Raw genomic sequence first — 25218 nt, 5'->3', positions numbered from 1 at the left:
GAGTGAAAATTTCTGTGATTATACCAGCCCACAATGAGGAGGGCTGTTTGTACGGTACTGTGCGGGCGCTCGCCCAGACGCTCGATTTAGAAGGCATTCCGCACGAAATTTTGATTGTGAATGACAATAGTGTCGATCGAACTATTGATATTTGCCAGGAGTTGTCAGAGACTTTTCCCACAGTTAGATACATCAACAATCAACCTCCGAATGGTTTCGGATTTGCCGTGCGTCGGGGTTTGGCGGAATTTGACGGAGATGCTGCAGCAATTGTGATGGCGGATGCTTCCGACGATCCGATGGATTTGGTAGCAGGATACCGCAAGCTGCAAGAAGGATATGATTGCGTTTTTGGTTCCCGCTTTATCAAAGGTGGCTTTGTGGTTGATTATCCAATTCACAAGTTAGCAATTAACCGCTTAGCAAACTGGTTTGTCAAAAGTATTTTCGGCTTGCGGTACAGCGATGTCACCAATGCTTTTAAAATTTACCGCAGAGAAGTGATTGAAGGCGTGCAACCGATTTTGAGCCATCATTTTAATTTGACAGTGGAACTGCCTTTAAAAGCAATTGTTCGGGGTTTTTCCTATACGGTGATTCCTCTGAGGTGGTACAATCGGACTGCTGGTATTTCTAAGCTGAAAATCAAAGAGATGGGTAGTCGGTATTTGTTTATTGTATTGTATGTCTGGCTCGAAAAACATCTCTCTCGCGGCGACTACCACCGGACTAGAAAGATAGCAAAATTAAAAGTGAATGCCTGAGAGAATTTTAATTGTTGGTGGTGCCGGTTTCATCGGCAGTTGTTTGGCAATTGGCCTGAAGAAACTGCACCCGGAATGGCAAATAATTTGTTTAGATAACCTGCGTCGCCGGGGTTCGGAATTGAATCTGCCTCGGCTTAAAAGTTGCGGTATTCAGTTTGTTTACGGGGATATTCGCACAGCGGCAGATTTAGATCCAGTTGCACTGAATACTGACTGCATTATAGATTGCGCTGCGGAGCCTTCTGTGCTGGCTGGTTTTAGTTCGCCACAGTACGTTTTGCAGACGAATTTACTGGGCACTGTAAATGTTTTGGAGTTGGCGAGACAAACGGGTGCGAGTTTGTTGTTTTTGTCTACGAGTCGGGTTTATCCGATCGCCAGTGTCAAATCTGTTAAGCTGTTAGAGTTGCCGAATAGATTTGCGATCGCCCCCGAGCAAACTTTACCCGGTATATCCGAGTTGGGCATATCAGAAGACTTCCCTTTAAAAGGACACCGTTCGCTTTACGGAGCAACTAAATTAGCTTCGGAATTGCTGATTGAGGAATACAGGGAAGCATACAATTTGCCGGCAATTATTAACCGCTGCGGGTTAATTACGGGTGCTTGGCAAATGGGTAAAGTAGATCAGGGAGTTTGCGGTTTGTGGGTGGCGGCTCACTATTTTCAAAAGTCGCTGAGTTATCTCGGTTTTGGCGGCAGCGGGAAGCAAGTTAGAGATTTGCTGCACGTTGAAGATTTGTTGAGGTTAGTTAATTATCAGTTAGAAAATTTTGCTGAATTTGATGGCGAAGTTTTTAATGTTGGTGGCGGTTTGAGCAACAGTCTTTCTTTGCTTGAGACAACTGATTTGTGCAAAAAGATTACCGGGAAATCGATTTCAATTAATCCTGTTTTGGAGGAACGCGCGGGGGATATTCCGATTTTTATTACTGATTCTTCTAGGGTGATGGAGAAAACAGGATGGCGGCCTGTGATTGGGCCGGAAGCGGCTTTGCAGGATATTTATGATTGGATTGCTGCTAATGAGGTGGTTTTAAGTTCGATTTTGTAGGGATTTTTTAACTGCAGATGCAGGCGGATAAACGCAGATGTATCGCTCTGCCTGGATCTGACGGGAAATGCGTGTCATGAGTCTCTACCTCTCTGGTTTTGTTTCGATGCTTTAACAAACATTTGGCCTCCTAAAAACTGCCACAAAAAAGGCAATTTTAAGTAAACTTTTAAAAGCCAGGGCGAGCCAGGTCTGCCTTTTGTCGAAAATGGTAAAAATCTGGGTATAATTAGGTCGATTTCAAAGCCGACGGTTTGTAACAGTTCTTGCAGCGATAAGTGGGTAATTGGTAATTGATGATCGATAAAGTCGTAATACTCTTTGAAAGAATATTTAAAATTGGGTTGGACAACTAAGAGAGAACCCCCTGGCTTAAGCGCTTCAAAGCAAAATGCAATAATTTGGATTAGTTCTTCTTTGTTGCGGAGATGTTCAAAAAAATTAGAGATAAATATCCGGTCAAATTGTTCGCAAAAAGCTGGGTTTTTGCCAATATTTAAAATATCAATATTCAGCACTTTTACATCAGGGTTTGCCAATAACTTTGAATCGGGATTGAGGTCAATTAAACATTTTTTTGCAGCCTTAATTTGATTGATAAACTCGCAGTAACCGCCGCCAATATCTAAAACCGCTGATTCTGGAGGAACATAATCTTGTAAAAACTCGTCAATTAAAACTTTCCAGAGGGCCACCTTTGCTTGCATTTGTCGGGAATCAAATCGATTGGCGTACAATTTTTTGAGATATGCGTCGGCTTTCATAGTAAAATAGCAGAGACTGAGTATGAGTTTATCACTTTCACTGCTAACTATGAATGTTATATCTACCGAAATACCGGACGTTCTGATAATTGAGCCGAAAATTTTCGGAGACGAGCGCGGTTTCTTTTTTGAGAGTTTCAATCACAAAGCTTTTGTCGAAAAAACAGGCGTGACGGCAGAATTTGTGCAAGACAATCATTCCAAATCATCTAAAAATGTGCTGCGCGGTTTGCACTACCAAATGCAGCAGCCTCAAGGCAAATTGCTGCGGGTAGTTGCTGGCGAAATCTTTGATGTAGCGGTGGATATTAGAAAAAATTCTCCGACTTTTGGGCAGTGGGTGGGCTGTTTGCTGAGTTCAGAAAATAAGCAGCAACTTTGGGTTCCGGCGGGATTTGCACACGGTTTTTTAGTAGTATCAGAAATTGCTGAAGTTTTGTACAAAACTACAGACTACTATGCACCGGGACACGAGCGGTGTATCCTGTGGAATGACCCCGATTTGGCGATCGACTGGCCGCTAGATGGTGCCAAACCAATCTTATCAGCTAAAGACCAAGCTGGACAAACGTTGAAAAGAGCTCAAGTGTTTTGATCATGAAAATTTTACTCGCAGGCGGCAGCGGACAGCTAGCTCAAGAATTGCAGCCGATTTTATTATCTTCGGGAGAGGTAATTGCGCTCGATCGCACTCGCCTCGATTTATCACAACCCGAAAGCATCCGTCAAGCAATGGCTGAAATTCAACCGGATTTAGTCGTCAATTCGGGTGCTTACACTGCGGTAGACAAAGCGGAAAGTGAACCAGAATTAGCACACGCAGTCAACGGTATTGCCCCGGGAATTTTTGCAGAAGAATGCGAAAAACTGGGAGCAAGTTTGATTCACTTTTCTACTGATTATGTATTTGACGGCAGCCACGGTTCTGCTTATCTGGAAACAGATTCTACAAACCCGCTGGGAAGTTACGGGAAGTCCAAATTAGCAGGCGAGGAAGCAATTCGGAAAGCGGGAAACCGACATATTATTATTAGAACAGCCTGGGTTTACGGCAATGGTGGCAAAGGTAATTTTGTCAAAACTATGCTGAGGTTGGGAAAGGAAAGGGAAGAAATTCGAGTAGTAGCAGATCAGATCGGAAGTCCTACTTGGACGGGGGATTTAGCGGAGGCAATTTCGCAAATTATTCCTCTGCTTGGGTCAGAAAGTTTTGGGACTTACCAGTACACTAACAGCGGAGTTTGTAGTTGGTACGATTTTGCGATAGCCATTTTTGAGGAAGCAGCACAACTCGGCTTTCCCTTAAAAATTCAGCGCGTAATTCCCATCACCACCGCCGAATATCCGACACCCGCAAAACGCCCCGCTTTTTCGGTTCTCTCTACGGTAAAAATATCAGCACTTCTGGGTACGCATCCTCCCCACTGGCGGCAAGGACTCAGAAAAATGCTGACAAGAGAAGTGAAATGAAATAAGATTTACCCACAGAAAGAAATCCGGTTTCAGCCCGCCATCTTTTGTTTGACGACTAGACAGACAGGAAGAAACCGGGTTTCTGGTTCAAGAGGAAAAATCAAAACGCGAGGGGGGTTTTGTTCAGGAGTTACCTGTTATATTCTAAGTTGCTCGCCTAAACCCGCCCTTACCAATTAAAAACTTCCCAATGTCCGAATCCATGAAAGTCAAGCCACCATATATTTTAATGGCCGCATCAGTTCTCGGCATTTTAATACCAGCCGCATATATTTTGTACTTGATATCGCAAGCGGGAGACTTGTCTAATTTTGATTATTGGTGGATGACGTGGAATTTTTATTCAGTAGACGGTTTCTCTACCAATCCTTTTAATTGGATATTTCGGGCGAACGAGCATTTTGTCTTGATTCCGGCAATTATTTATGGCTTGAATATAGCTGTCACCCAAGGTTCAAATATTGGTTTATGTTTAGTTGCCTGGTTCTTGGCTTGGATTCAGTGCCACGTATTAATTGCTCTGCTGCCGTTAAAATTGAGGCGTTTTCCGCTACAATTTATCTCGCTACTCATTTGCATTTCTATTTTTAATTTTACTCCGGCTGCGGCTCACAACTGGATGCGGGGATTCAGCGGCGTTCACTGGATAATTGCTAATTTATTTGTGATTTGTTCGATATTTTGTTTGCAATCCTATGTGACAGTTTTGTTAAATAAAAGGGAGGCAGAGCCTCCTGATATTCATTCCCAGGCAGAGCCTGGTAACGAGTTTGTAGGGGCTGCGCCCCCCCATTTACAAAATAAGTGGGTAATTGGCAGCATTGTTTTTGGCGTTTTAGGCTGTATTAGTTACAGCACTCCTTTAGCTTTGTGGCCGATATTGTGTGCTGCTGCTGTTGTGCTGCGGTTTCCTCAGCGAATAACTTATTTGTATTTCATTGCTTCGATTGGAGTGATTGGCCTTTATTTTTTAACTTATAAAACTCCATCTCATCACCCTTCTTTAACTAAAATTAACCCCCTCAAAACTCTCGAATATATTCCCACTTATCTCGGCGGAATTTTTAGCGAAAATATTATTGTTGCTTCAATTATTGGTATAATTGGTTTGATTGCAGTGACAGGTTTTGTGGGTTATTGGCTATTTGTAAAAAAGGGGGATCGCCCGGATTGGCTGCCTTGGCTATCAATCCAATTTTACACGCTGCAAACGGCGTTAATGGCTGCGGTTAGTCGATCGGGATTTGGCGTCGAACAGGCCACCGCTTCCCGCTACGCCACACTTCCAGCCTTGTTTTGGATGAGCACAATTGTGCTGACAGTATTGTGGGTGCGCGAGTTGCAGCCAATACCAAGAATTCAAGGGCGTTGGCTGACACCGCTGTTTGCAGTCGTCACAGTCGCGATTATTTTAATGTACGGGGTGGGAGGCGAAACTGCAATGGCGATCGCCCGCAGAGCCACCTATCAACCGTTAGTAGCATTATCACTGCAATTAGGCATCACCGACGTAACGCTAATTAAAGACCGCGTAGGCAACAAACCCGCCGCTTTTATCGGCTTAATCGACGCATTAAAAACTAACAACTTAGTGCCATTTAACCGAGACATCAAAAAACACAATTTCTGTGCAGCATTAGACACAAAAATCGACCCAAATTTACTGTCAGCGCCCAAAGACGGAGTACCAGGATTTTTTGATACAGTAACTAAACTCGCGCCCGCCGCCTCCAGAGTAATTGGCTGGGTAGGAGACCCCGAAAACAATGTAAAATGTATTGCCATTCTCAACCAAGAAAATGTCGTTCGAGGTTTCGCCATGTCAGGATTTCCGCGCCCAGATTTAGTTAAATTGTTTGGCCCTTCCTACGAATTCGCCGCTTGGAGAGGATACATTCACACATCACCAACAGATAAATTATTGACAGCCTATGCCTCCTTTAAAAACCGCGAAGGTTGGGTAGCTTTGCGGAATTCCCAAGTTATCAATAAAAACTAAAAAACCTCTCTTTCTCCTCCTCTGCGCCCTCTGCGCCCTCTGGGGTTAATAAAAAAATCTCATTGACAACACAAATGAAATAGAATAGCCCTATGCCAAAACATCTCAGCTTCGTAATCCCCGTTCACAACGAAGAAGCCACCCTCAAATTGCTGTTTGAAAAAATCCAACTTGTCATGTTCCAAACAGAAATTGACAGTTACGAAGTCATTTTCATAGATGACGGTAGCCGCGATTATTCCTGGCAAGAAATCACAGATTTAGCCCGCCAACATCCCCAACTCATTAAAGCGATTAAAATGCGCCGCAACTTTGGCAAATCCGCCGCACTTTCAGCAGGATTTCGCAATGCAGCAGGGATAATTATCTTTACTCTCGATGCTGACCTTCAGGATGACCCCGCTGAAATTCCCAAATTTTTACATCATTTAGAATCGGGATTTGATTTAGTTTCCGGTTGGCGAAAACAGCGGAACGACCCGCTTTCTAAAACTTTACCTTCCAAGCTGTTTAATGCTGTTGCGTGTTTGCTGACTGGGGTGCAAATGCACGATATGAATTGCGGTTTTAAAGCTTACCGTAGGGAAGTTTTGCAGTCGATTAAATTGTACGGGGAATTGCACCGCTACATTCCGGCTTTAGCCAACAATTTAGGGTTTAGAATTGGGGAAGTAGTTGTGGAACATCATCCGCGAAAGCACGGAAAATCTAATTACGGCTGGGAACGTTATGCGCGGGGTTTTATTGATTTGTTGACGGTGTTAGCCACGACGCAGTATTTGCACAAACCGGGCCATTTGTTTGGGGGGTTGGGATTATGTTTTGGCTTGGTTGGAACTGTTTCGCTGAGTTATTTGATAGTTATTTGGTTTCTGAATTTGGCGGGGATGAATTTTGGGCCGATCGGGAATCGACCTTTGTTATTTTTTGGAATTTTGTGTACAATTCTGTCGGTGCAGTTGATTTCGTTGGGGATTTTAGCTGAGTTGATGGCGCGAAATGTGGATGCTGATTATGTGGACAAGCAAATTAGCGAAATTATTGATGATTCAGGTTTTGATATTTAACCGCCGATTAACGCTGATTAACGCTGATTAATCGTATCTTGAAATTGCTTCTAGACAAGCAAAGTCTGCCGCAGCAGACTAAGAGAAAATTTAGATTGCGATTTAAAAAGTTTTACCAATTACCTATTACCTAATTTTATACAGTATCCATTGGCCTTGTTGGTCGGCGATTTCCCCTTGAATATTTGGATGCCAGTCAGTACGAGTCAGGATATAATCGGCATGATAGTTTCTGGCTACTTTGACTAAATCTGCACTGCTGCGGCGGATGAAAAAGTCATTTCCTCCCCAAATCATTTGCGGGTTTAAGGGGACTCCTAAAACGGTTTCCATGCGAGTTTGCCATTCTTTGATGCCTTTTTCGGTAAAGGGAAAGTTCTTGAAGTTGACGACAATCGCCCTTTCGGAGAAAAACTGGAAGCTGGTAACTGAGGGTGGAATTAATACGAGTGAATCGCGGCTGCTACTTTGCGAAAATCGCACAGCTAATTTGCTTAAGTCGTCCCTGGGAACGGCATTGATATTAACTCTTGTTTGAAATACATTTAATATAGGTTTGGGCAGAATTCCTGCTACTCCAAAAACTAAGGTGGCGGTAGTTATTAAGGCTAATGTGTGAGTTAGAGTCTGTTTTATAGGTGTAGCAAGGGTTGTTTCTTCTAAAATGAATGGGAAGGCGAGGATTGAGAAAAAGATTGGGATGCTAATTATTCGATCGCCCATTATTTCCCATGAATCAGTCACCGGATATATCAAGCTGAAAATTACCGTTCCTGCTGCTAAAATCCACAACAATATATTATATCGTTGCGGCCATACGTAATTTTTTGTTTGCCAAACTGATAATCCTAAGAAAATGATGCCCCTAAAAGGCAAAGTTAGTACAGCTAACAGCAACAAGCTAATAGCTATTTGTTTTTCTCGGTCAAGTTGCTCGGCCGTCAAAGCTACAGCAATAAATATAAGTAATTGAGCAAAAGGTACGGTTCTAGCTAACTGTAGTTTGGCGATAAAAGCCAGCGGGTAAACTTCGACAAATATGTAATTTAGAAACAGTGCAAAAATTGATGTTCCAACAAATACAGAAAAATTAATCTTGTCTTCTTTTGGCAATAAATCGGAATTTTTGATGCACAGCAAGCCACCAATTATGAAACATATAAAGTTGAACCAATTCCCAACATCCCAATTTGAGGGGAGGATGTGGTGGGGATTGCGGACTTTCGCGTGAATGTAGACAAACTCGGCGTTGTCGATAGTGTGAGTGCTGGTAGTACCTGTTAATAACATCGGTACGTAAACGATACTTGCCATTGCTGCTAAAAGTGCGATCGCCAAAATCAATGTTTTAAACTTCCGCTGTTTTACAGATTGAATTACCAAAACGGGAACCATCATCAATCCCGGTAACAAACCCACTAAGAATTGCAGCAGGCAAGCCAGTCCAAAAAAGAAATATCCTGTCAGCCATTTCTGGCGCAAACTAAAGTAAATTCCCCAGATTGCCAAACCCATTGCGAAGGTACTTGGTACTGATTTGGTGGAAAAGATCAGCGTGTTGCCAAGATCTGTAAATGAAGCGGCTATACATAAAAAAGCCATCGCTGCTGCAGGCAGTTGGGAATTAGTATAAATATTGATAATTGCGTAGCAAGCTAGGATAAATGAACCGAAGGATAGGAATTGATAAATAAAATGCGCTAGGGGAATGCTTGTTCCTAAGTTTGCGAGCCCATAGATAATATAATAATAGTAATATCTCGGATTAAACTTAACCATTTCCTGAACGTAATAATCATTTTTGTATAGTTCAGGATTTAACATAAATTGAATGGGTGGCACTTCGGGGAAATTGCCTCCAATGGGGAAAATATAGCCAGTGGCCATCAGGGAGCCGATGATGACAAAAGTATAGAGAGATAGATTAAAATACCAGTGGGATTTTTGATGTTTCTGCATTGACGGTTCAATTTACCTACTGACAGCTAAATTGTTAATCTCAAGTTGGCATTGGTTTGTTAAATCCTGTTTGCTGCTACTCAATACCTCAAGCAGCAGATAAGTGGGATTTTTGACCTCAACTAATAGATTTAAGCCGATCGCACTTTTTTGACTATAAGCCATCTCTGCTGAGTCTACTAATTTACCTTGCTTGTCCCACAAAGTCAAGCGCAGGGCAACTCCCGGACATTTTTTGTTAGGTAAATTGAGTTTGCCGGTAACTTTTGCTTGGTCTGAAATGGAACCTAAATACAGGAAAGATGTATCGAGTTTCTTGCTGTTTTTAATTGTATGAGTTACAATCTTATATAGGTTATCGGATTCTTGACTGACTGAATAATTGGCACTTGTGTAGATTGATTGATGCAAACTAATCCAATCTAACTGCGTGCCTGGTTGATCGACTATTTGCCGCTGCATCGCATCCATAGTTCTAACTGCCGTTGCTGTATCAGTCGGCCGCATCCTCCGGTAAACGCTGACAGTCACGCCGTTTTCTAGCTTAAACTGTTCCGGTAGCAATTGGAAATCGCGGGCAATTTCCCAGTTTTGAGTAAAGGCATCGTACACAACTTTAACAACATCTTGTTCGTGCGATCGCAAAACTTGTTCGTCAGTCGGTAACACCTGCTGAAAAGGTACAGCAACCACCGCATATTGTGACTGCAACAACTCCGGTAGCGGGTAAGTATCGCGCGAGTCAATTTGCGGCCTCCCGATTGTATTTAATTTCCACCAACCCTCGGGCGGGTTTAATTTGCGGTTGGCTTGTCGCAGGATATTAGCATTAAAACTGTTAGAAGCACCTGCAATATAAATCGGTTCTTCATTCGGTGCTAATTTTCGCAGAAACTCTACTAATTTTACAACTTCGTCGTAGTCCGATCGCACTAACGGCGGAAAATTAGCGATAAACAGTCTTGACAAATCAATTTTGAGAGGAATTAACCCGACTGTGGCATTCAAAACCAGGTACAAACCCGCCGCGCCCAGCATAAAATACCGCACTTTTCCCTTGAGTGTCAGCCAAGTTGTCCAGAAAAATGTGGATAGTCCTAAAAGTGCGATCGGTGTAATATGAATTGTATAGTGCAAGTAGCCGTAACGCAAAACTAACAGCCATTCAACCAGCGACAAAACCCCAAACAACGAAACAAAAATAGCCGCCGCTGGAACCAGCTTTCGGGTGAGAATTCCCGCCGAAAAACCAATCAGTACCAGCAGCCAAGTTCCCAAACCGTAAAAATCCGCATAACGAGTTAAAATATCATTTACAGGCAAACTCCAAGCGACATACAAATTGCGGTAGTCAACCGTCAGAGCACTGCGAGTAAAATCTCCCGCTACCAACATTAAAATAGTCAAGCTAGTTACAGCTATTAAACCCAATTTTACAGCGGATTCAAACAAGCATCTGTAGGCAAACGGCACTGTTGCGTCCTTGTCTTTTGGAGACGACAACGACGTTTTTTTACGGTATATTAGTACAATAAACTCGATGAAAGCCTGTAAAGTCGCTGCACCCAAAAAGGCGATCGCACTATAAGCAAAATGACGCCGCAACAGAATAGCCGCCGCCAGCAAAAACCCAATTAACGGGATTTTCCACCAAGATTTCAGCTTAACATCCTGCAAATAAACCAAAATTGCCAAGGCTACAAACACACAGCCGCCAGTATCCAGATATCCCCGCAGAGTCGGTATCCAACTCATCGGAATTAATAAACTCAGCAGCACAGTTGACCAAAACACCCGGCGGGAATAAACTGGAATTAGCTGTGCCGAAATTGCCCCCAGCAACAGGCGAAACGGCAGCACATAAATCAGGGATACACTTAGAATGTAACTTAGCCGAGACTCGCCAAATAAGAGAATAAACGGCACTAACGGCAGAGAAATTAATAGGTTTTTTTCCTTAGATAGCGATTCTATAACTCCGCGCCATGCTTTATCTGGCGAGTCTCGAAATAAATTTGCCGTATTGAGTGTAGCAGTGTTGTAGCCCGCGTAATCCCACCAATAAAAAGTATGTTCGCTGGATACATAGATTGATGTTACTGCAACTGTTACGAGAACAAGTAAAAACAGGAAAAACCCATCAATTAGAAAATTTCGAGGCAATTTCAAAGAAACAAAATCAAATACTCCCATCACTCTCGCAACCCTAAATAACTTCTAAACTTCCTCTTTCTCTCTTCCTTCGCGCCCTTTGCGGCTTCGCGGTTCGTTAACTTACCTTAAAACAGTATCTTGCAAAAAACCCTCCAACTTTTCTGCATATTGCCGATTGGCGATCGCACTTGGATGAAGGTCATGAGGTAAATTATTATTGGCAGGTATTTTCAAATCAACCGAAATATCCGCCGTAGCAATTCCCTCCTGACTTAACTCCTCCAACATCTTAGCAGAACCGGCATTAATTCCGGCCACAACTAACTTAACACCATTAGCCTCAGCCACACGGTTAAACTCTTCAATAATTGCCTTAGAAACCTCGTGACTTTTGTACAATCCCTCTTCAAATTGATTGTAATTAACCTCCAAAAAATGGCTTAATGCAGAAACCCGCATCAGCGGTAACTCGTGATATTCAAGTTTTGCCATTTTGTAGGTAAAATTATCTTCTCCATTCAGCCTAGCATCGGGCTGGAATAAAATACCCAGTTTATTCCAAGCAGCCATTTGCTTTCTTCTCGCCCTTAACAAAGTATTGCGGCGGTCGTGAAATCCCGCATAAGCAATCACCGCAATTTTGGGTTTATTTCCTTGTTTTAGTGCTGCTTTGAATTGAATCAACGAGTGCAGCGTGCCGTAGCCGTTAACGCCAAAATTTAATATTTCATATTTGGGTAATTTCTCTTGCAGCAACCAAGGATAAGTTTCGCTATCATTCAATGACCAACCGTAGGTAAAAGAACAGCCAAATATCCAAACTTCTGGCTTTTTTGACGATAAATTGTAAGTATTGAGGGGATGTGTTATTCTTAAACTATTAGTGAGATGAGTTGCATTAAATGAGTAATTGCCGTTAAGTGTCAGCTTGAATTTACCCGGCAAATGCTTGTAGCCGAGTGCCGAGTCTTTGGTAAAAAAGTTACCTTTTGGTTCGACCGCAACATCAACATTTTCTATTTGCCAGGGTTTGTATCCCGCAACTCGCAAGACAATTTCAGCCGTGGTGGTGGATAAAAAAATTGGAAAAATTAGATATGTTATTAATCTGAAAGCAACATTTTTAGCAAAATCTTTTTCGATCATTAACATAATATGAAATGTCAGCAAAAGTATAGTAAACGACCATGCGAGTATTATCTAGTTCATGGATCTAATTTAATCAGATTGAGCGCCTTCACTGCATCCCCCAACCTACCCCACTAGATTGTTGGCGAGAATTAAATATTATTCGTAAAACCGGTGCCTACAAAACATTGGTTTAAACTCACATCTTGCACCAATATAAGCAACGGGCTAGAAGCCCGTTCCACAAAAAATAAACTTGATTGTGGAACGGGCATCTTGCCCGTTCTTAAGAAAAGTGCAAAATATTGGTTTCAGCTAATTGATTAATTCCTAATAGTTCGCTTCCTCCTCGTACTCGGGAGTCTTATTTTTCTCAGGGATATTCACCCGAGGAGCCTTGTAAGGCTTCGGTGCCTCATCGTCAGCCCAAGCATCAGCCTCCACATCATCCTCGTACTCGTACTCCACCACCGGCTGCTTCGGGCGAGAATTCTCAGGACGAGTGTACTGCGGCTTCTCCTCGTACTCCTCCTCGTAATCGTCCTCCTCGCCACCCCAATTATCCTCTTCGTAATCCTCATAATCGTCGATGAGCGGCTCAGGCTGCACCGCGCGCATCTGCTGCGGTTGTCGCACCTGCGGTCGGTTCCACTGCGAATCCTCATCCCAAGGAACTTCCTCCACCGCAGGCGCAGCTACGCGGCTGCGCATTTCCGGTGCAGGTATCCGCACGCCCGGGCCCAATTGATTTCCCGTAGCCACGGGTTTCGGATAATAACCTGCCTCGTCCTCTTCTCGTTCCCAAGGTGCTTGGCCCAAACCAACGCGCTCCAGCAAACCCACACTAAGCTGCCTGAGCCTTTCCTCGGAACCTTCAAACACAATCAAGCGATTCGGGCCACTGCTAACAATTTCCTCAATCCCCAACTCGTAAGTGCTGAGAACTTGGTCGGGGATTTGGGGGATGCCCAGGGAAGCGATAATTATAGAAACTAACTTACCGTCTTCGGGGTCGAACCTAAAGCCTCGCACCCTACCTAAAAGTTCGCCGGTTTCGGTAATAACTTCGCTGTTAATCAAAATGCTGTAGACTTCAACATCAACATCATCTTCGATCGCGCTCTCATCTTCCACCAACAGCACGTCGCCGATTTCACTAACATTGCTGAGGAACATAAACCTCGGCATTCCAGCGACCGCAAATATATTATCACGCAGACCGATCGCCACAACTTCCCGCCGGTCAATGTCCACCCACAATTGACTAACCACCCCCAAGCGTTTACCTCTGTCGCGGGTGATGACCTGAGTGCCTAGAATGTCTGAGCGTTGGCAGATTTGTTCGGATGTCATTCTAACTTTAATCCTGATTTATTAAGTACATATATCACTCAACACGAGCGTTAACATCAACTCCGGGACTACAACTTCAGTCCTATGACTTGAGTATAAGCTCCCCGTGCTTGAGTAACGCCAATTGTACGCTCAGCCGATTGAATCATAGGTCGCCGCAAACTCACAACAATAAACTGGGCTTGTTCCGACTGTCGTTTTATCATTCTAGCCAATCGCTCCACATTTGCCCCATCCAGAAACATATCCACTTCATCAAAAGCGTAAAACGTAGACGGGCGGTAGCGTTGCAGCGCAAAAATAAAACTCAGCGCCGTCAATGACTTTTCGCCTCCCGACATGGAAGCCAGCCGCTGTACGGGTTTGCCCTTCGGGTGGGCCACCAAATTCAAGCCGCTGCTGAAGGGGTCTTCCTGGTCATCTAGCTGGAGATAGCCATCGCCTTCGGAAAGTTCCGCAAAGATAGTCTGGAAGTTCTCGTTAACCGCGTCGAAAGCTTCTTTAAAAGCGCGCCGCCTGAGTGTGGTAAAATTTTCGATTCTCAACAGCAGTTCAGTGCGTTCTCCTTCTAATGTTGTCAATTTTTGACTCAATTCTTGAAGGCGTTCTTGAGTGCGGTTGTACTCTTCCAAGGCTAGCATATTGACAGGTTCTAAAGCTTGAATGCGTTTGGCGATCGCCTTTACTTCCTGCTGCAATTCCGTTAAATTGGCTTTCTCGACATTTTCAGGAATCGACGGCACGGGGTCTGGCATTTCCGCCCGCTGCGCTTCCAATAGAGTGCGGATTGCGCTCAATTGTTCCCGGCGTTCTTGCTGGGTTTCGTGGAGTTTTTGCAACTGCCATTGTAACTGCTGTTTGGCTAAATGCTGTTCTCGCAGTTGAGATTCCGCCCGATCGCGCTCTCCCTTCTGCACGCCCAATTTTTCCTCAATTTCCCCCAAAGCCGCCTTAGCTGCGGCAATGTGTCCATCGAGTTCTAACTGCTGCGAAACAATGCGATCGAGTGCATCCGCCCCCGCATTTTGCTGCACTTGCCATTCCTGCAATTTCTCGCTGCCTTCCTTAATTTTGTCTTCCAAACGCCCGAATTGATTTTCCAAGTCTACAAGGCGCTGCTGGACGTTTCTCAGAGCCAATTCTCGCTCTTGCAGTTGCGCTTCTAGAGCGCGCAAACTCGATTGCATTTGCTGCCATTCGCTGTGACTGTTGGACTCTTCCAACTGCGCCAAAGTTTGCCGGTACTGCTGCAATTGAGTTTCCTGTGCGGGCAATTCTCCCTCCAGCAACTGCAATCTCGATCGCGAATTAGTTAACTCCTGTGTGTTTTTCGCAATTTGCGATCGCACTTGTGCCTGTTGCGCTTGCAAATTCTTAATTTCTGAATCCAACTGTTCCAAGCGCAACTGATTTTCGCGTAAATTCTGTTTCGCTTCCATCAATTCTTGGCTGCGAGTTTTGACCGAAATAGACGCGCGGTCGATCGCAATTTTGCACCTTTCCAAAATCCGCTCAATTTCCTCCAACCTTTCTTGTAAAGAGGCGATCGTCCGCGCTTCACTAGCAGCCTCGCTAACATCAACCGTGCCAAAATGTAAGGTAGATCTATTAGTAGAACTTCCCCCAGTCATCGCCCCGCTAGTTTCCAAAATTTCCCCGTCCAAAGTGACAATCCGGTACTGTCCCAAATAGCGGCGGGCATCACTGAGGTTGCTAAACACAACCGTACTGCCAAAAACGTAAGCAAAAATTTCCTGATACCGCGAATCGCAGTCAATCAAATTAACAGCCGCATCCACAAACCCAGCCGCGCGCCGCAAATTTTCATTCACCGAATACCTGCCGCCTCTAATCTTATTCAAAGGCAAAAACGTCATCCTTCCCGCCCGTTTTTGTTTCAACAATTCGATTGCAGCCGCAGCCACGCTGTCATCTTCCACCACCATATTTCCCATGCGCCCGCCCGCCGCAATTTCCAACGCCAACTGATAGCGCGGTTCCACCCTGCCCAGTTGAGCCACCAAGCCGCAAACTCCGCCAATTCCGCTTTGCGCGACAATTTTTGCCGTAAACGTTCCCGTCGCTTCTTGCAGTGCTTGAAACTGCACTTCTAGCTTGTCTAATTTGCGCTGTCTTTCGCGCTGTTCTTCCAACAAACGAGTTTGAGTTTCCTGTTGCAGTTGCAATTCTTGTTCGGCTTCGACTAAAATTTGATTCAGCGATTCTACTTGCAAAGATGCCACGCCTTTGGTTTCCACTAGGCGAGATTGCTGCTCTTTTTTCGAGGCAATTTCCTGTTCCAATACTTGCAGCGATTGGTTTTGTTCTTGAATTTGACTTTGCAGGCGATCGGCTCTTTCGCCAATGGTAGCTTGTTCTGTACGCTGCGGTTCCAAAGTTTGTTGAATTGTTTCGATTTGGCGGTGCAATTCCGTTTGCTGCTGTACCCAAACTTCGGCCGTGGAGGCGATCGCATTTGCAACTTCCCGACTTTCATCTAAACTTTGCTGAGCTGCATCTCGCTGTTCCTGCAAACTTCCTGTTTGAGACTTAACATAAGATATTTCTATCTCAATTTGCTCCAAACTTTGGCGGAACTGGCGAACTTCCTCCTCGGTTTGTGCTATATTAGCCGCCATTTGCCCAGCAGTTTTTTCCAAATCCTGTTTGCGGTTTTGCAGTTGCCGCCGTTCCGCTTCCTGAGTCGCAATCGTCGCTTGCAAAGCCAACAATTCCGACTCTCCCAAAGCTTTAACGCGGGCATTCAGCGCTTCAAGTTCGGCGGTTGCTTCTTGAATTTGGGTACTAATTGCTTGCAGTTGTTCCGTGAGAGATGCAGAAGTGCGATCGCCAGTTTCGATTTGTTCTCGCAGCTTCCATTCTTGTTGCTGCAATTTGCGGAATTTCAGCACTATTTCCCACTGCGACTTTTCTTGAAATTCCGCCCGCAATTTTTGATATTTTTCCGCTTTTGTGCGATCCGAAGCAAGTCTATCGCGCTGAGAAATCAGCTCTTTTTCCACAATCCTGCTGCGTTCTTCCACCTCCTTAACTTCATCCAACTTCTGCCTAGCTAAAGAGATTTTGCGATCGAACTGAGCCACGCCAGCTAATTCGTCAATGATTTCTCTGCGTTCCTTAGAATTCATCGAAATAATGCTGGTAACGTCTCCTTGGAGCACGACGTTATAGCCTTCGGGATAAATTCGCAAGCGGTTGAGTTGTTCGTGAAGTTGAGTCAGGGTGCAAGGTTGGCCGTTAATGTAATAAGTTGAAGTGTAAGTACCTTGGCGAGTTACCCGAAGTTTCCGCGTCACACTCCACTCATCCGATTTTGGATTTTGGATTTTGGATTTTCGATTGGTAGCGAGTAGTTGTCCGTTGTTGTCTTGAGTTGCTGCGATTTCAATCTCTTCTACGTCTTCAACAGATAACTCATCCGATTTGGGATTTGGGATTTGGGATTTTCGATTGACTGCAGATGATTGTCCGTTGTTGTCTTGAGTTTCGGCAGTTTCTATCCCTTCGACTTCTTCAACAGATAGAGGCGATTTTTGATTGACAGGAGATGATTGGCCGTTGTTGTCTTGAGTTTCGGCAATTTCTATCCCTTCCACTTCCTCTGCTTCAACAGATAACTCATCTGCTGCATTTTCCTCCTCATCTTCATCCTGGGCGAACCATTCCTCCCCCACATCTTCCAGCGCAAAAGTCGCAGTCACGCTAGCTTCGATCGTACCGCGTTTGTTTTGGGCGCTGTTGACCAAATCCGGCAAACGTTCAGCCCGCATTCCCTTAGAACTCGAAAGTCCGAGACAAAACAGCAAAGCGTCGAGGATGTTGGACTTCCCAGAACCGTTGGGCCCGGAAACCACAGTAAAACCGGGCAGCACGGGAATGGCCGTCGTGCCGCCAAAAGATTTAAAGTTAGTCAGTTCGATCCGTTTAATGTGAACCATATGCTAGGAGTAGCTTTGGCTCTAGGTTGTTGTCACAGGGTAGCACAGGCAATGGGGCGATCGACAATGTGTGAACTTTCCGGCATTGTCGATCGAACCGATATCTTACACCTTTGTCAACAACCGAGTCGGCTTTTACTTCAAAAGCTCGTTGACAAAGGTACAATATCTGTGATCGAAGCGACCGCTACAAATGAACGTAAATTTTGATACAGATAACTTCATGAGACTCGATCGACATTATTTATGCCATTAAACATGAAAGCCTTGTCCCTAGTGAATTCCAGCAAAAATAATTCCCGGAATTCCTCATGTTACCCCTAGACATATAAAAACTTTCCGGTAAAATCGAACCAAAATTAATAATGTATAAAGTAACGAAGCGCATTATGGAGGGCAAACCCATTACACCAGCTCAGAACACGTCTAACCTGCCAGCTTCACCTGAAAGCGACGAACAACAAGTATTACAAATTTGGGGTCGGGAGCCCCTTAAAGGACACGTCAAAATCAGCGGCGCCAAAAACTCGGCTTTAGTAGTCATGGCAGGAGCCCTGCTATGCCCAGAAGATTGCCGTCTCCGCAACGTTCCCGGTCTGGTCGATGTCGCCCGCATGGGGCAAATTCTCTCCGCTGTAGGAGTCAAATTACAGCAGAACGGGGACGTTTTAGACATCAACGCCAGCAACCTCATAGACGCTCAAGCCCCCTACGAATTAGTCAGTCAACTGCGGGCGAGCTTCTTCATCATCGGGCCACTGCTAGCGCGTTTGGGATTTGCCAAAGTACCCTTGCCCGGTGGGTGCGCCATCGGGGCCCGACCCGTTGAACTCCACGTTCGCGGTCTGCAAGCCCTCGGCGCCGAAGTCCACATCGACCACGGCACGGTTCACGCTTACGTCAAAGGGCCGAACCGCCGCCTGAAAGGAGCCAAAATTTATTTGGACTACCCCAGCGTTGGCGCAACTGAAACTTTGATGATGGCGGCGACTCTGGCCGAAGGAGAAACCGTGATAGAAAATGCGGCTCAAGAGCCGGAAGTCGCAGATTTGGCGAATTTCTGCCGCGCTATGGGAGCAAAAATTCAAGGCGCCGGCACCAATACGATCGTCATTTCGGGAGTTCCCAAGCTGCACGCAGTAGACTATTCAATTATTCCCGATCGCATTGAAGCCGGAACATTTTTAGTAGCAGGAGCCATCACTCACTCCGAAATCACTTTGTCGCCGGTAATTCCCGACCACCTGACCGCAGTCATTGCCAAATTGAAAACAATTGGGGCGAAAATTATTGCAGAATCCCCCGACATTTTGCGGATAGTTCCCGGCCAAACTCACTCCGCCACAGACATCGAAACTCTGCCTTACCCGGGTTTCCCCACAGATATGCAAGCTCAGTTTATGGCTTTGCTGACCCTGAGCCAAGGAGACAGCTTGATCAAAGAAACCGTGTTTGAGAATCGCTTGCGCCACGTAGCAGAGCTCAACCGCATGGGCGCCGACATTCGCCTTAAAGGCAATGTAGCGATTGTGCGCGGAGTATCCATGCTGTCGGGTGCGCCAGTAGTGGCAACAGATTTGCGGGCTTCGGCGGCGTTAGTGCTAGCGGGACTGGCAGCCGATGGTGTCACCACCATCAGCAGCTTGCAGCACTTAGACCGCGGCTATGAGCAGTTAGAGGTGAAACTCCAAAAATTGGGAGCTAAGTTGCGGCGCGTCAAAGAGGGCACAGACCCGGCGACTGCTGAGGCTCCTGTCAATCCCGTGCGATCGGGTTTAAAGTAGTCAGAAGGAAGAAGGAAGAAGGAAGAAGGAAGAAGGAAGAGGAAAAAAGGAAGAAGCAAAAGAATTCCCCATGCCCAATTCCCCATGCCCCATGCCCAATTCCCAATTCCCCATTCCCCATTCCCAACTGACTAAAATGTCGAACATACCCCTCATAGGTTTAAAAGCAGACCAGTTTCGCCACCCGCTAGACTTGGAAGCCACCAGCACTCTCAAACAACTGCCCGGCCTGGATTTGATCGTGCGGCAGTTGCTGGGACAACTTGGCGAACAGTTTTTCATGCTCGAAAATCTAGCCTCCAGCGTCCAAGTCGGCGAAAATCAATTGCCCCACCTGCATCAATTGCTGTTGTCAGCCTGCAAAACTCTGGATTTGGAAGTGCCGCAGCTTTATGTCCGCCAGCATCCGATGCCGAATGCTTACACCTTTGCGATGCGGGGAAAACAGCCTTTTGTGGTGATGCACACTTCTCTGATTGATTTGCTCACAGACGAGGAAGTTAAGGCAGTAATTGCTCACGAGTTGGGGCATTTGAAGTGCGAACACGGAGTTTACCTGACTCTGGCTAATTTAATTGTGTTGGCCGCCGGTCAAATTTCGCCTGTGGGAACCGTGCTGGTGCAGGGTTTGCAGGCGCAAATGTTGGAATGGTTGCGGTGTGCCGAATTTACGTGCGATCGCGCCGCCTTGCTCGCCACCCAAGACCCAAAAGTGGTAGCATCGGTGCTGATGAAACTGGCTGGAGGTTCGCCGACTTTAGCCCCGAAACTGAATGTAGATGCGTTTTTGGCGCAGGCCCGGGCCTACGACGACCTCAGCACCACTCAACTCGGAGAACTGCTCAAACAAGCTCAGACGGCTCAGTTGTCCCATCCTGTACCAGTATTGCGCGCCAGAGAGATCGATCGCTGGGCAAGTTCAAAAGATTATGAATCTTTGCTTGCAGGAAATCGATCGGTGTGTTATGATGGTGAAACGAAAAAGGGCGGGTGGCGAAATTGGTAGACGCATCAGACTCAAAATCTGACACCGAAAGGTATGAGAGTTCGATTCTCTCCCCGCCCACTGCTAAAAAAGCTTAATAAATCTAGGGTTCCAGATGATAAGTCTGGAACCCTAATTTATATTGGGCATCGGGAATTGGGAATTGGTAACAACAGTCAACAGTCAACAGTCAACAGTCAACAGTCAACAGTCAACAAATTTTATGGGTGAAATCGCCGCTTTAGGTGCTGCATTTGTCTGGGCTCTATCTTCCACCATCTGGCAGCGAGTAGGACAGCAACTCCCCGCAGTAGTGCTAAACTTGCTCAAAGGTGCGATCGCCCTTTTCATGCTCCTTGCCACTGTACTAATTTTAGGTAAACCCTTACCCGCAATCAACCCTAATATTTTAGCAATGCTGCTCATCAGCGGCGGTCTAGGAATTGGCATCGGAGACACCGCTTTCTTTATCGTATTAAAATATTTAGGCGCGAGGCGAACGCTGCTTTTAGAAACCCTATCTCCCCCTTTAACAGCTTTATTGGGCTTAATATTTTTGCAAGAAAAGTTATCGGCCATTGCTTGTACTGGCATTCTTTTAACAATCTGCGGCGTAGCTTGGGTAATTGCAGAACGAACAGCCGAAACAACCTTATCATCAAAACATCTTTGGCAAGGATTAGCCATTAGTTTATTAGGACAAACATCCCACGCCATCGGAGCTATTTTATCCCGCGCTGCCTTCACTCAAATAGATATCGATCCCCTGTGGACTGCGGCCTTGCGTTTGAGCGGCGGCATGGCAGTCATGGTATGCTTTTTGAACCCAAAAAACCTTGACAGTTTCAAACAATTAAAAGCGCCAAAACTATTAGGTGCAATAATTCTAGCAGCTTTTTTAGGAACCTATCTCGGGATTTTCCTGCAACAGACTTCGCTGAAATATGCACCCGCAGGAATAGCTCAAGCACTCACTTCTACCAGTCCCCTATTTATCCTGCCTTTAGCGGTGATGGCGGGCGAAAAAGTCAGCCTCCGCGCTGTTTTGGGCGTAGTTAGCGCGATCGGCGGAATCGCCCTATTATTGGGCTTGAAGTAATTAGATGTGAGACTTGAGATTTAAAATTTTAGATTTGATACCAGTTCCCAAAAAGAATGAAACTGTAGGTCTGCTCCCAACCATGATAGTCATCAGTGATTCCCCAATCTAAAATCTAAAATCTAAAATCTAAAATAGTATGACTGATTATAAAGGCGATCGACAAACTAGCAATTTAGCAGCTATTAAAAAAAACATTAATTGGCTTCACCAACAGCCAGACGGCATCATATTTCAAGAAAATTCCGGCGACAACTGCATAGCCGTCAAAAAAATAAACTCTGTGCTATTACTGCTTTTAGCAGACCGAGAAACTTTAATCACAAATGTAGCTCAATCACTCCTCGACCTCAACAATCCACTAAATTTTATTTTTCCCTATTGCCGAGCAATGATGCTAGCATTAGTATGGAAAAATCAACCCAAAAAAATCTATATAATCGGATTTGGTGGCGGCAGCCTCCCCAGATTTTTTCACCACTATTTTGCTGAGTCGATAATCGAATGTACAGATATTGACCCCACAGTAGTCGAAGTTGCTCGCAAATTTTTTGGCATTCAATTCGACGATAGACTAAAAGTAGCGATTCAAGACGGGCGCGAGTATCTTGCCCAACAAAATCCAACAGTAAAAAATGATATAATTATCGTGGATGCTGGCTTTGGCAGCGGCTATATGCCCTATAGATTGGTGACACAAGAATTTTACCAACTGTGCAAAACTCATTTGTCAAGGGCAGGTGCTTTAGTTGTCAACCTGTTCCACAAACAAGAGTTTAACGCAGCCGCGGTGAAAACCATTCAAACTGTATTCGCACAAGTTTATATATGCAATTTAGACACAGGTAACAGCATTGTGATTGCGACTAATGCTCCAGATTTAGCTGAAAATGAAATATTCTTGAAAGCAGAACTTATTCAAGATTTCCACGATTTAGGATTTTCCTTAATAGAAATGTCGCTTCAGCTAAAAAAATTAGCCCAATTGCCGGAATGGGTAAAAAATTGGGAAACCCAGCCAATTTTTACAGATGCTGAAATACCCGCAGGTTATTTGGACTGATAAACATACACAATTAGGGCGGTTGACGCCATCACACAAAAAACTCTAACTGTATGGTGCTTATGGGCGCACCATCGCTATCCCTGTAGCACATCCAAATCTGTCAACAGTTTATAGTAGGAAACATCTTTCTCAAAAATACTTGACAGTGAAATTGCCTCGGTGTAGTATAGAGGTAGTGCAAACACTTAAAAACATGAGACTAAAAAGTTGGGAGTCTCCCCGCAGTGAGGGCAGAAACTCCAAAGGCAAAGGCGGATCGGCAAGAGCGAGACAGCTCAAAAAGCAACAGCAAACTCTGCGAAAACAGTTAAAAGCTCAACACGATAGACCAAACCACCAACAAAACCATCAAGGGAAGGAAACCGATAATTCCTTCCCTTATTTTCTATCTTTCGGCTGCTGCTCAATCCCGCTGAATGTTAGGACAAATTGTGCGAGTAATCGACTCCGGCGAGGGTTGTTCTTGCCAGCGGTTGAGAATATATTGCAACTCCCCCTTCAAAGTTTCTAACGCTGCAATTTGCCCGGAAATTGCCTCTACCTTCGCCTTTAGATGCTCCTTCGCTTCAGAGCAAGGCAACTCTCCCCGATCGCGAACTTGTAAAATATCCTTAATCTCCTGAAGGCTCAAACCGAGACTCTGACAGCGTTTAATAAATGCCAACCTGTTAAAGACCCCAGCCTCAAACAAGCGATAACCAGCGGGCGAGCGCTCCACCGCAGGAGACAGCAAGCCCATCTCCTCATAGTAGCGAACAGTTTTCACCGATAAACCGCTACAGGCAGCTACGGAGCCAATTTTGTACAGTTTCTCGGCAACAGAAATATTCATAAACAAAGCATTAAAGAGCGACGATCGAAAGACTTTCTTGCCATATCTTTTGGTGTCTCATATCCAGGGAGTCGATCGTCACCTCGCCCAGTCGCCATTGCCGCGTAACCTTAATAAGGAGGATTTTTTTTAGACACGTTAAGCACGGGCAACTGCGGCCGAGAAGACTGAGGAGGAAGATAGTATTCGGGAGCAGGTGCGGATTGTTCGGCTCCAGAGCGGTAAATTTGCCACCAGCGGAGAGCCATCGCCACCCCAGCGGTACCCAGCCCAAAAGCCAATAAAGAGCCGCTCGCACCGATGCTGCCGATCGCTGCATCCACAAGGCCCACTGTCACAACAAAGCTGGTAATTGGCTCTCTACGGTAAGCTGACCTCAAAAGTCGCGTCCACGAAGCATTCATTTGGTTTTACTCTGTTCTATATTTATTTACAATCTCTAAAACTTAGAGTTGGCGGAACGATCGGGATTTCTAGCTCAGATACTAGCTTCACCTAAATTAATCTTCTCGCCTCTGGGGAATTGTACGGGAGCGAGGCCAAATTGCCAAGCTTGTCAAATCAAAGTTTCACCCGAGATAAACATCTGCCAGCTCTTGCGGTCGGTGAACCGATTTCTCTCGACAGAGAAGTCGCTGGGCTTGTTTCTCATTAATATTCTAATCAATTCCTGCATTTGTCGCGGTCAGCAGAGGTGACACCCGCTGCGGGAAGAGTCCAGACAAAGTGTGATGCTGACCGCGCCATTGCTAAAATTAGTTGAGACCTAACCAGGACAGCAACCCCTGCCCTGTGACATACTCGATAATTAAAGTTAGGGAAAAACCAATCATCGCGGCTCGACCGTTAAGGCGTTCCGCGTAGCTGTTGAAGCCAAATTTTGGCTGTTCCAGTTTGGGAGTGATGGTAGGTTGTAGTTGTGTCATTGCTTTGGGTACCTTGCGATCGACGCTATTCAAATGTGAAATCGAATGTTAGTTACAATTCTTAAACATTTCTGCTTCCATTATAAAGAGGGTTAACCGCCGTCAACCGTCCTCGCTTAAAAAACTGCTGCCAACTAAAGCCACTAAATTATACCCGCTCAAAATATGACTAATCAGTTAGATACCGATAAGCTTCCTGCAGCAGCACAGCGAGTGGCCTTTGCCCTTCGTACAGCAGGCTGGGTTTGCTTCTGGGTGCAGTTAGTGCTAGGGGTGGTAGCGGCGATCATTTTGCTCTTTGCCATCCCCTTCGCCATCCCCAGGGCTACCGCCGCTGGGGGTTCAAACAGTGCCGGCACCGGCGGCGGCGTATTTTTTGCCATTTGCGGGCTGGCCGTACTCGCTTACAGCGTATATCGCTCTTTCCGCTTCACCCGCTTGTCGAGACAACTGCGATCGCCCGCTAACGCTGTCCGCCCCAAAAAAGCAGACACCATCAAAGAGGTGCGGCTGTCACTTTGGAGCAACTTGTCAGGAATGCTGCTGACGCTGATCGGCGCAGAAGCCATCAGCGGCACGCTTTTAGCCAAATCTCTAGCTCAGCCGCAAGCCTTGTTCGGTGCCGCAGTTGATTTGGGCAGATTTATTCAGCCCCTAGACATATTTGTCGTACTCGCCAATACTCACGCCACTGTTGCCCATTTTGTCGGGATTTTCGGGGCTCTTTTTTTGCTCGATCGCATCCACAAACAATAGACAATCTGTAAGTGGGAATCGGTAAGCGAGAATCGCGAATCAGCAGTTGCGACTCTCCCACTCTCCCACTCTCCCCCATCTCCCTCACTCTGC

Annotated in this window: 20 protein-coding genes and 1 tRNA gene; 12 read left to right on the top strand and 9 right to left on the bottom strand. The window is 45.4% G+C overall.

Annotated elements, in window-relative coordinates; all coding sequences use genetic code 11:
• The first annotated feature begins 2 nt into the window (after positions 1–2).
• Together QUB30_RS07040 and QUB30_RS07035 are read left to right on the top strand one after the other, a co-directional pair.
• Entirely contained in the window at positions 3–764 is a 762-nt protein-coding gene (locus tag QUB30_RS07040; RefSeq protein ID WP_333331071.1) for a glycosyltransferase family 2 protein, read from the top strand.
• Positions 757–1821 carry an NAD-dependent epimerase/dehydratase family protein gene (locus QUB30_RS07035; RefSeq protein WP_333331068.1) on the top strand — a complete coding sequence of 355 codons (1065 nt, stop codon included), beginning with the start codon at positions 757–759 and terminating at the stop codon, positions 1819–1821. Before QUB30_RS07040 ends, QUB30_RS07035 begins: the two co-directional genes overlap by 8 nt.
• Before the next feature lie 74 nt (positions 1822–1895).
• On the opposite strand, the gene QUB30_RS07030 is transcribed toward QUB30_RS07035, so the two are convergent.
• Positions 1896–2585, bottom strand: coding sequence for a methyltransferase domain-containing protein (locus QUB30_RS07030; protein ID WP_333331065.1), 690 nt, complete (start codon positions 2583–2585; stop codon positions 1896–1898).
• A 49-nt stretch (positions 2586–2634) separates the two neighbouring features.
• Here QUB30_RS07030 and rfbC point away from each other — a divergent pair, with 49 nt between their 5' ends.
• The 4 genes from rfbC (at position 2635) to QUB30_RS07010 (ending at position 7124) form a co-directional block, all read left to right on the top strand.
• Positions 2635–3180, top strand: a complete 546-nt coding sequence (gene rfbC / locus QUB30_RS07025) for a dTDP-4-dehydrorhamnose 3,5-epimerase (protein WP_333331396.1) — start codon at positions 2635–2637, stop codon at positions 3178–3180.
• Between the two features lie 2 nt (positions 3181–3182).
• Entirely contained in the window at positions 3183–4055 is an 873-nt protein-coding gene (gene rfbD, locus QUB30_RS07020; RefSeq protein WP_333331061.1) for a dTDP-4-dehydrorhamnose reductase, read from the top strand.
• 193 nt (positions 4056–4248) lie between these two features.
• Positions 4249–6057, top strand: coding sequence for a hypothetical protein (locus QUB30_RS07015; RefSeq protein WP_333331058.1), 1809 nt, complete (start codon positions 4249–4251; stop codon positions 6055–6057).
• A gap of 92 nt (positions 6058–6149) precedes the next feature.
• Entirely contained in the window at positions 6150–7124 is a 975-nt protein-coding gene (locus QUB30_RS07010) for a glycosyltransferase family 2 protein (protein WP_333331055.1), read from the top strand.
• A 126-nt stretch (positions 7125–7250) separates the two neighbouring features.
• Here QUB30_RS07010 and QUB30_RS07005 read toward each other — a convergent pair whose 3' ends face one another.
• The 5 genes from QUB30_RS07005 to smc all read right to left on the bottom strand — a co-directional run bounded on the left by QUB30_RS07005 (position 7251) and on the right by smc (position 17677).
• Positions 7251–9083: a DUF6798 domain-containing protein gene (locus QUB30_RS07005; RefSeq protein ID WP_333331052.1), complete on the bottom strand. Its 1833-nt coding sequence runs from the start codon at positions 9081–9083 to the stop codon at positions 7251–7253.
• A 12-nt stretch (positions 9084–9095) separates the two neighbouring features.
• Entirely contained in the window at positions 9096–11276 is a 2181-nt protein-coding gene (locus QUB30_RS07000) for a hypothetical protein (protein ID WP_333331049.1), read from the bottom strand.
• Positions 11277–11357: 81 nt separating this feature from the next.
• The gene (locus tag QUB30_RS06995; RefSeq protein WP_333331046.1) at positions 11358–12389 is read right to left on the bottom strand and encodes an SGNH/GDSL hydrolase family protein; all 1032 of its coding nucleotides are present in this window, start codon (positions 12387–12389) and stop codon (positions 11358–11360) included.
• Positions 12390–12695: 306 nt separating this feature from the next.
• Positions 12696–13718 carry a PRC-barrel domain-containing protein gene (locus QUB30_RS06990; protein WP_333331043.1) on the bottom strand — a complete coding sequence of 341 codons (1023 nt, stop codon included), beginning with the start codon at positions 13716–13718 and terminating at the stop codon, positions 12696–12698.
• A gap of 68 nt (positions 13719–13786) precedes the next feature.
• Positions 13787–17677, bottom strand: a complete 3891-nt coding sequence (gene smc, locus QUB30_RS06985; RefSeq protein WP_333331040.1) for a chromosome segregation protein SMC — start codon at positions 17675–17677, stop codon at positions 13787–13789.
• Between the two features lie 365 nt (positions 17678–18042).
• Between smc and murA the strand changes: the two genes are divergently transcribed.
• The 5 genes from murA to QUB30_RS06960 all read left to right on the top strand — a co-directional run bounded on the left by murA (position 18043) and on the right by QUB30_RS06960 (position 22608).
• Positions 18043–19461, top strand: a complete 1419-nt coding sequence (gene murA / locus QUB30_RS06980; RefSeq protein ID WP_333331037.1) for a UDP-N-acetylglucosamine 1-carboxyvinyltransferase — start codon at positions 18043–18045, stop codon at positions 19459–19461.
• A gap of 136 nt (positions 19462–19597) precedes the next feature.
• Positions 19598–20467 (top strand): M48 family metallopeptidase, encoded by an 870-nt coding sequence (locus tag QUB30_RS06975; protein ID WP_333331393.1) that lies wholly within the window; start codon positions 19598–19600, stop codon positions 20465–20467.
• A tRNA-Leu gene (locus QUB30_RS06970) sits at positions 20446–20527 on the top strand. Before QUB30_RS06975 ends, QUB30_RS06970 begins: the two co-directional genes overlap by 22 nt.
• 142 nt (positions 20528–20669) lie before the next feature.
• Entirely contained in the window at positions 20670–21545 is an 876-nt protein-coding gene (locus QUB30_RS06965) for a DMT family transporter (protein ID WP_333331390.1), read from the top strand.
• 139 nt (positions 21546–21684) lie between these two features.
• Positions 21685–22608, top strand: coding sequence for a fused MFS/spermidine synthase (locus tag QUB30_RS06960; RefSeq protein WP_333331032.1), 924 nt, complete (start codon positions 21685–21687; stop codon positions 22606–22608).
• A gap of 406 nt (positions 22609–23014) precedes the next feature.
• Here QUB30_RS06960 and QUB30_RS06955 read toward each other — a convergent pair whose 3' ends face one another.
• The 3 genes from QUB30_RS06955 to QUB30_RS06945 all read right to left on the bottom strand — a co-directional run bounded on the left by QUB30_RS06955 (position 23015) and on the right by QUB30_RS06945 (position 24369).
• The gene (locus tag QUB30_RS06955) at positions 23015–23443 is read right to left on the bottom strand and encodes a heavy metal-responsive transcriptional regulator (RefSeq protein WP_333331028.1); all 429 of its coding nucleotides are present in this window, start codon (positions 23441–23443) and stop codon (positions 23015–23017) included.
• 110 nt (positions 23444–23553) lie between these two features.
• The gene (locus QUB30_RS06950) at positions 23554–23847 is read right to left on the bottom strand and encodes a hypothetical protein (protein ID WP_333331025.1); all 294 of its coding nucleotides are present in this window, start codon (positions 23845–23847) and stop codon (positions 23554–23556) included.
• 351 nt (positions 23848–24198) lie between these two features.
• On the bottom strand, positions 24199–24369 hold the full coding sequence (locus tag QUB30_RS06945) for a hypothetical protein (RefSeq protein ID WP_333331022.1): 171 nt from the start codon (positions 24367–24369) through the stop codon (positions 24199–24201).
• A gap of 165 nt (positions 24370–24534) precedes the next feature.
• Between QUB30_RS06945 and QUB30_RS06940 the strand changes: the two genes are divergently transcribed.
• Positions 24535–25125, top strand: coding sequence for a DUF3611 family protein (locus tag QUB30_RS06940; protein WP_333331019.1), 591 nt, complete (start codon positions 24535–24537; stop codon positions 25123–25125).
• The last annotated feature ends 93 nt before the right edge of the window (positions 25126–25218 follow it).

Origin of the sequence: Microcoleus sp. BROC3, from assembly GCF_036702515.1 — a bacterium.
GTDB lineage: Bacteria > Cyanobacteriota > Cyanobacteriia > Cyanobacteriales > Microcoleaceae > Microcoleus.
This window is presented reverse-complemented; position numbering and strand designations above follow the sequence as displayed.

Excerpts from the sequence above, each read along its gene's own strand:
- QUB30_RS06990 (WP_333331043.1), bottom strand. The coding sequence starts at position 13,718 with ATGACATCCGAACAAATCTGCCAACGCTCAGACATTCTAGGCACTCAG.
- rfbC (WP_333331396.1), top strand. The coding sequence starts at position 2,635 with ATGAATGTTATATCTACCGAAATACCGGACGTTCTGATAATTGAGCCG.
- QUB30_RS06965 (WP_333331390.1), top strand. The coding sequence starts at position 20,670 with ATGGGTGAAATCGCCGCTTTAGGTGCTGCATTTGTCTGGGCTCTATCT.
- smc (WP_333331040.1), bottom strand. The coding sequence starts at position 17,677 with ATGGTTCACATTAAACGGATCGAACTGACTAACTTTAAATCTTTTGGC.
- QUB30_RS07030 (WP_333331065.1), bottom strand. The coding sequence starts at position 2,585 with ATGAAAGCCGACGCATATCTCAAAAAATTGTACGCCAATCGATTTGAT.
- QUB30_RS07035 (WP_333331068.1), top strand. The coding sequence starts at position 757 with ATGCCTGAGAGAATTTTAATTGTTGGTGGTGCCGGTTTCATCGGCAGT.
- QUB30_RS07005 (WP_333331052.1), bottom strand. The coding sequence starts at position 9,083 with ATGCAGAAACATCAAAAATCCCACTGGTATTTTAATCTATCTCTCTAT.
- QUB30_RS06975 (WP_333331393.1), top strand. The coding sequence starts at position 19,598 with ATGTCGAACATACCCCTCATAGGTTTAAAAGCAGACCAGTTTCGCCAC.
- murA (WP_333331037.1), top strand. The coding sequence starts at position 18,043 with ATGTATAAAGTAACGAAGCGCATTATGGAGGGCAAACCCATTACACCA.
- QUB30_RS06960 (WP_333331032.1), top strand. The coding sequence starts at position 21,685 with ATGACTGATTATAAAGGCGATCGACAAACTAGCAATTTAGCAGCTATT.
- rfbD (WP_333331061.1), top strand. The coding sequence starts at position 3,183 with ATGAAAATTTTACTCGCAGGCGGCAGCGGACAGCTAGCTCAAGAATTG.
- QUB30_RS06950 (WP_333331025.1), bottom strand. The coding sequence starts at position 23,847 with ATGAATGCTTCGTGGACGCGACTTTTGAGGTCAGCTTACCGTAGAGAG.
- QUB30_RS06940 (WP_333331019.1), top strand. The coding sequence starts at position 24,535 with ATGACTAATCAGTTAGATACCGATAAGCTTCCTGCAGCAGCACAGCGA.
- QUB30_RS07015 (WP_333331058.1), top strand. The coding sequence starts at position 4,249 with ATGTCCGAATCCATGAAAGTCAAGCCACCATATATTTTAATGGCCGCA.
- QUB30_RS07010 (WP_333331055.1), top strand. The coding sequence starts at position 6,150 with ATGCCAAAACATCTCAGCTTCGTAATCCCCGTTCACAACGAAGAAGCC.
- QUB30_RS06945 (WP_333331022.1), bottom strand. The coding sequence starts at position 24,369 with ATGACACAACTACAACCTACCATCACTCCCAAACTGGAACAGCCAAAA.
- QUB30_RS06955 (WP_333331028.1), bottom strand. The coding sequence starts at position 23,443 with ATGAATATTTCTGTTGCCGAGAAACTGTACAAAATTGGCTCCGTAGCT.
- QUB30_RS06995 (WP_333331046.1), bottom strand. The coding sequence starts at position 12,389 with ATGTTAATGATCGAAAAAGATTTTGCTAAAAATGTTGCTTTCAGATTA.
- QUB30_RS07000 (WP_333331049.1), bottom strand. The coding sequence starts at position 11,276 with ATGGGAGTATTTGATTTTGTTTCTTTGAAATTGCCTCGAAATTTTCTA.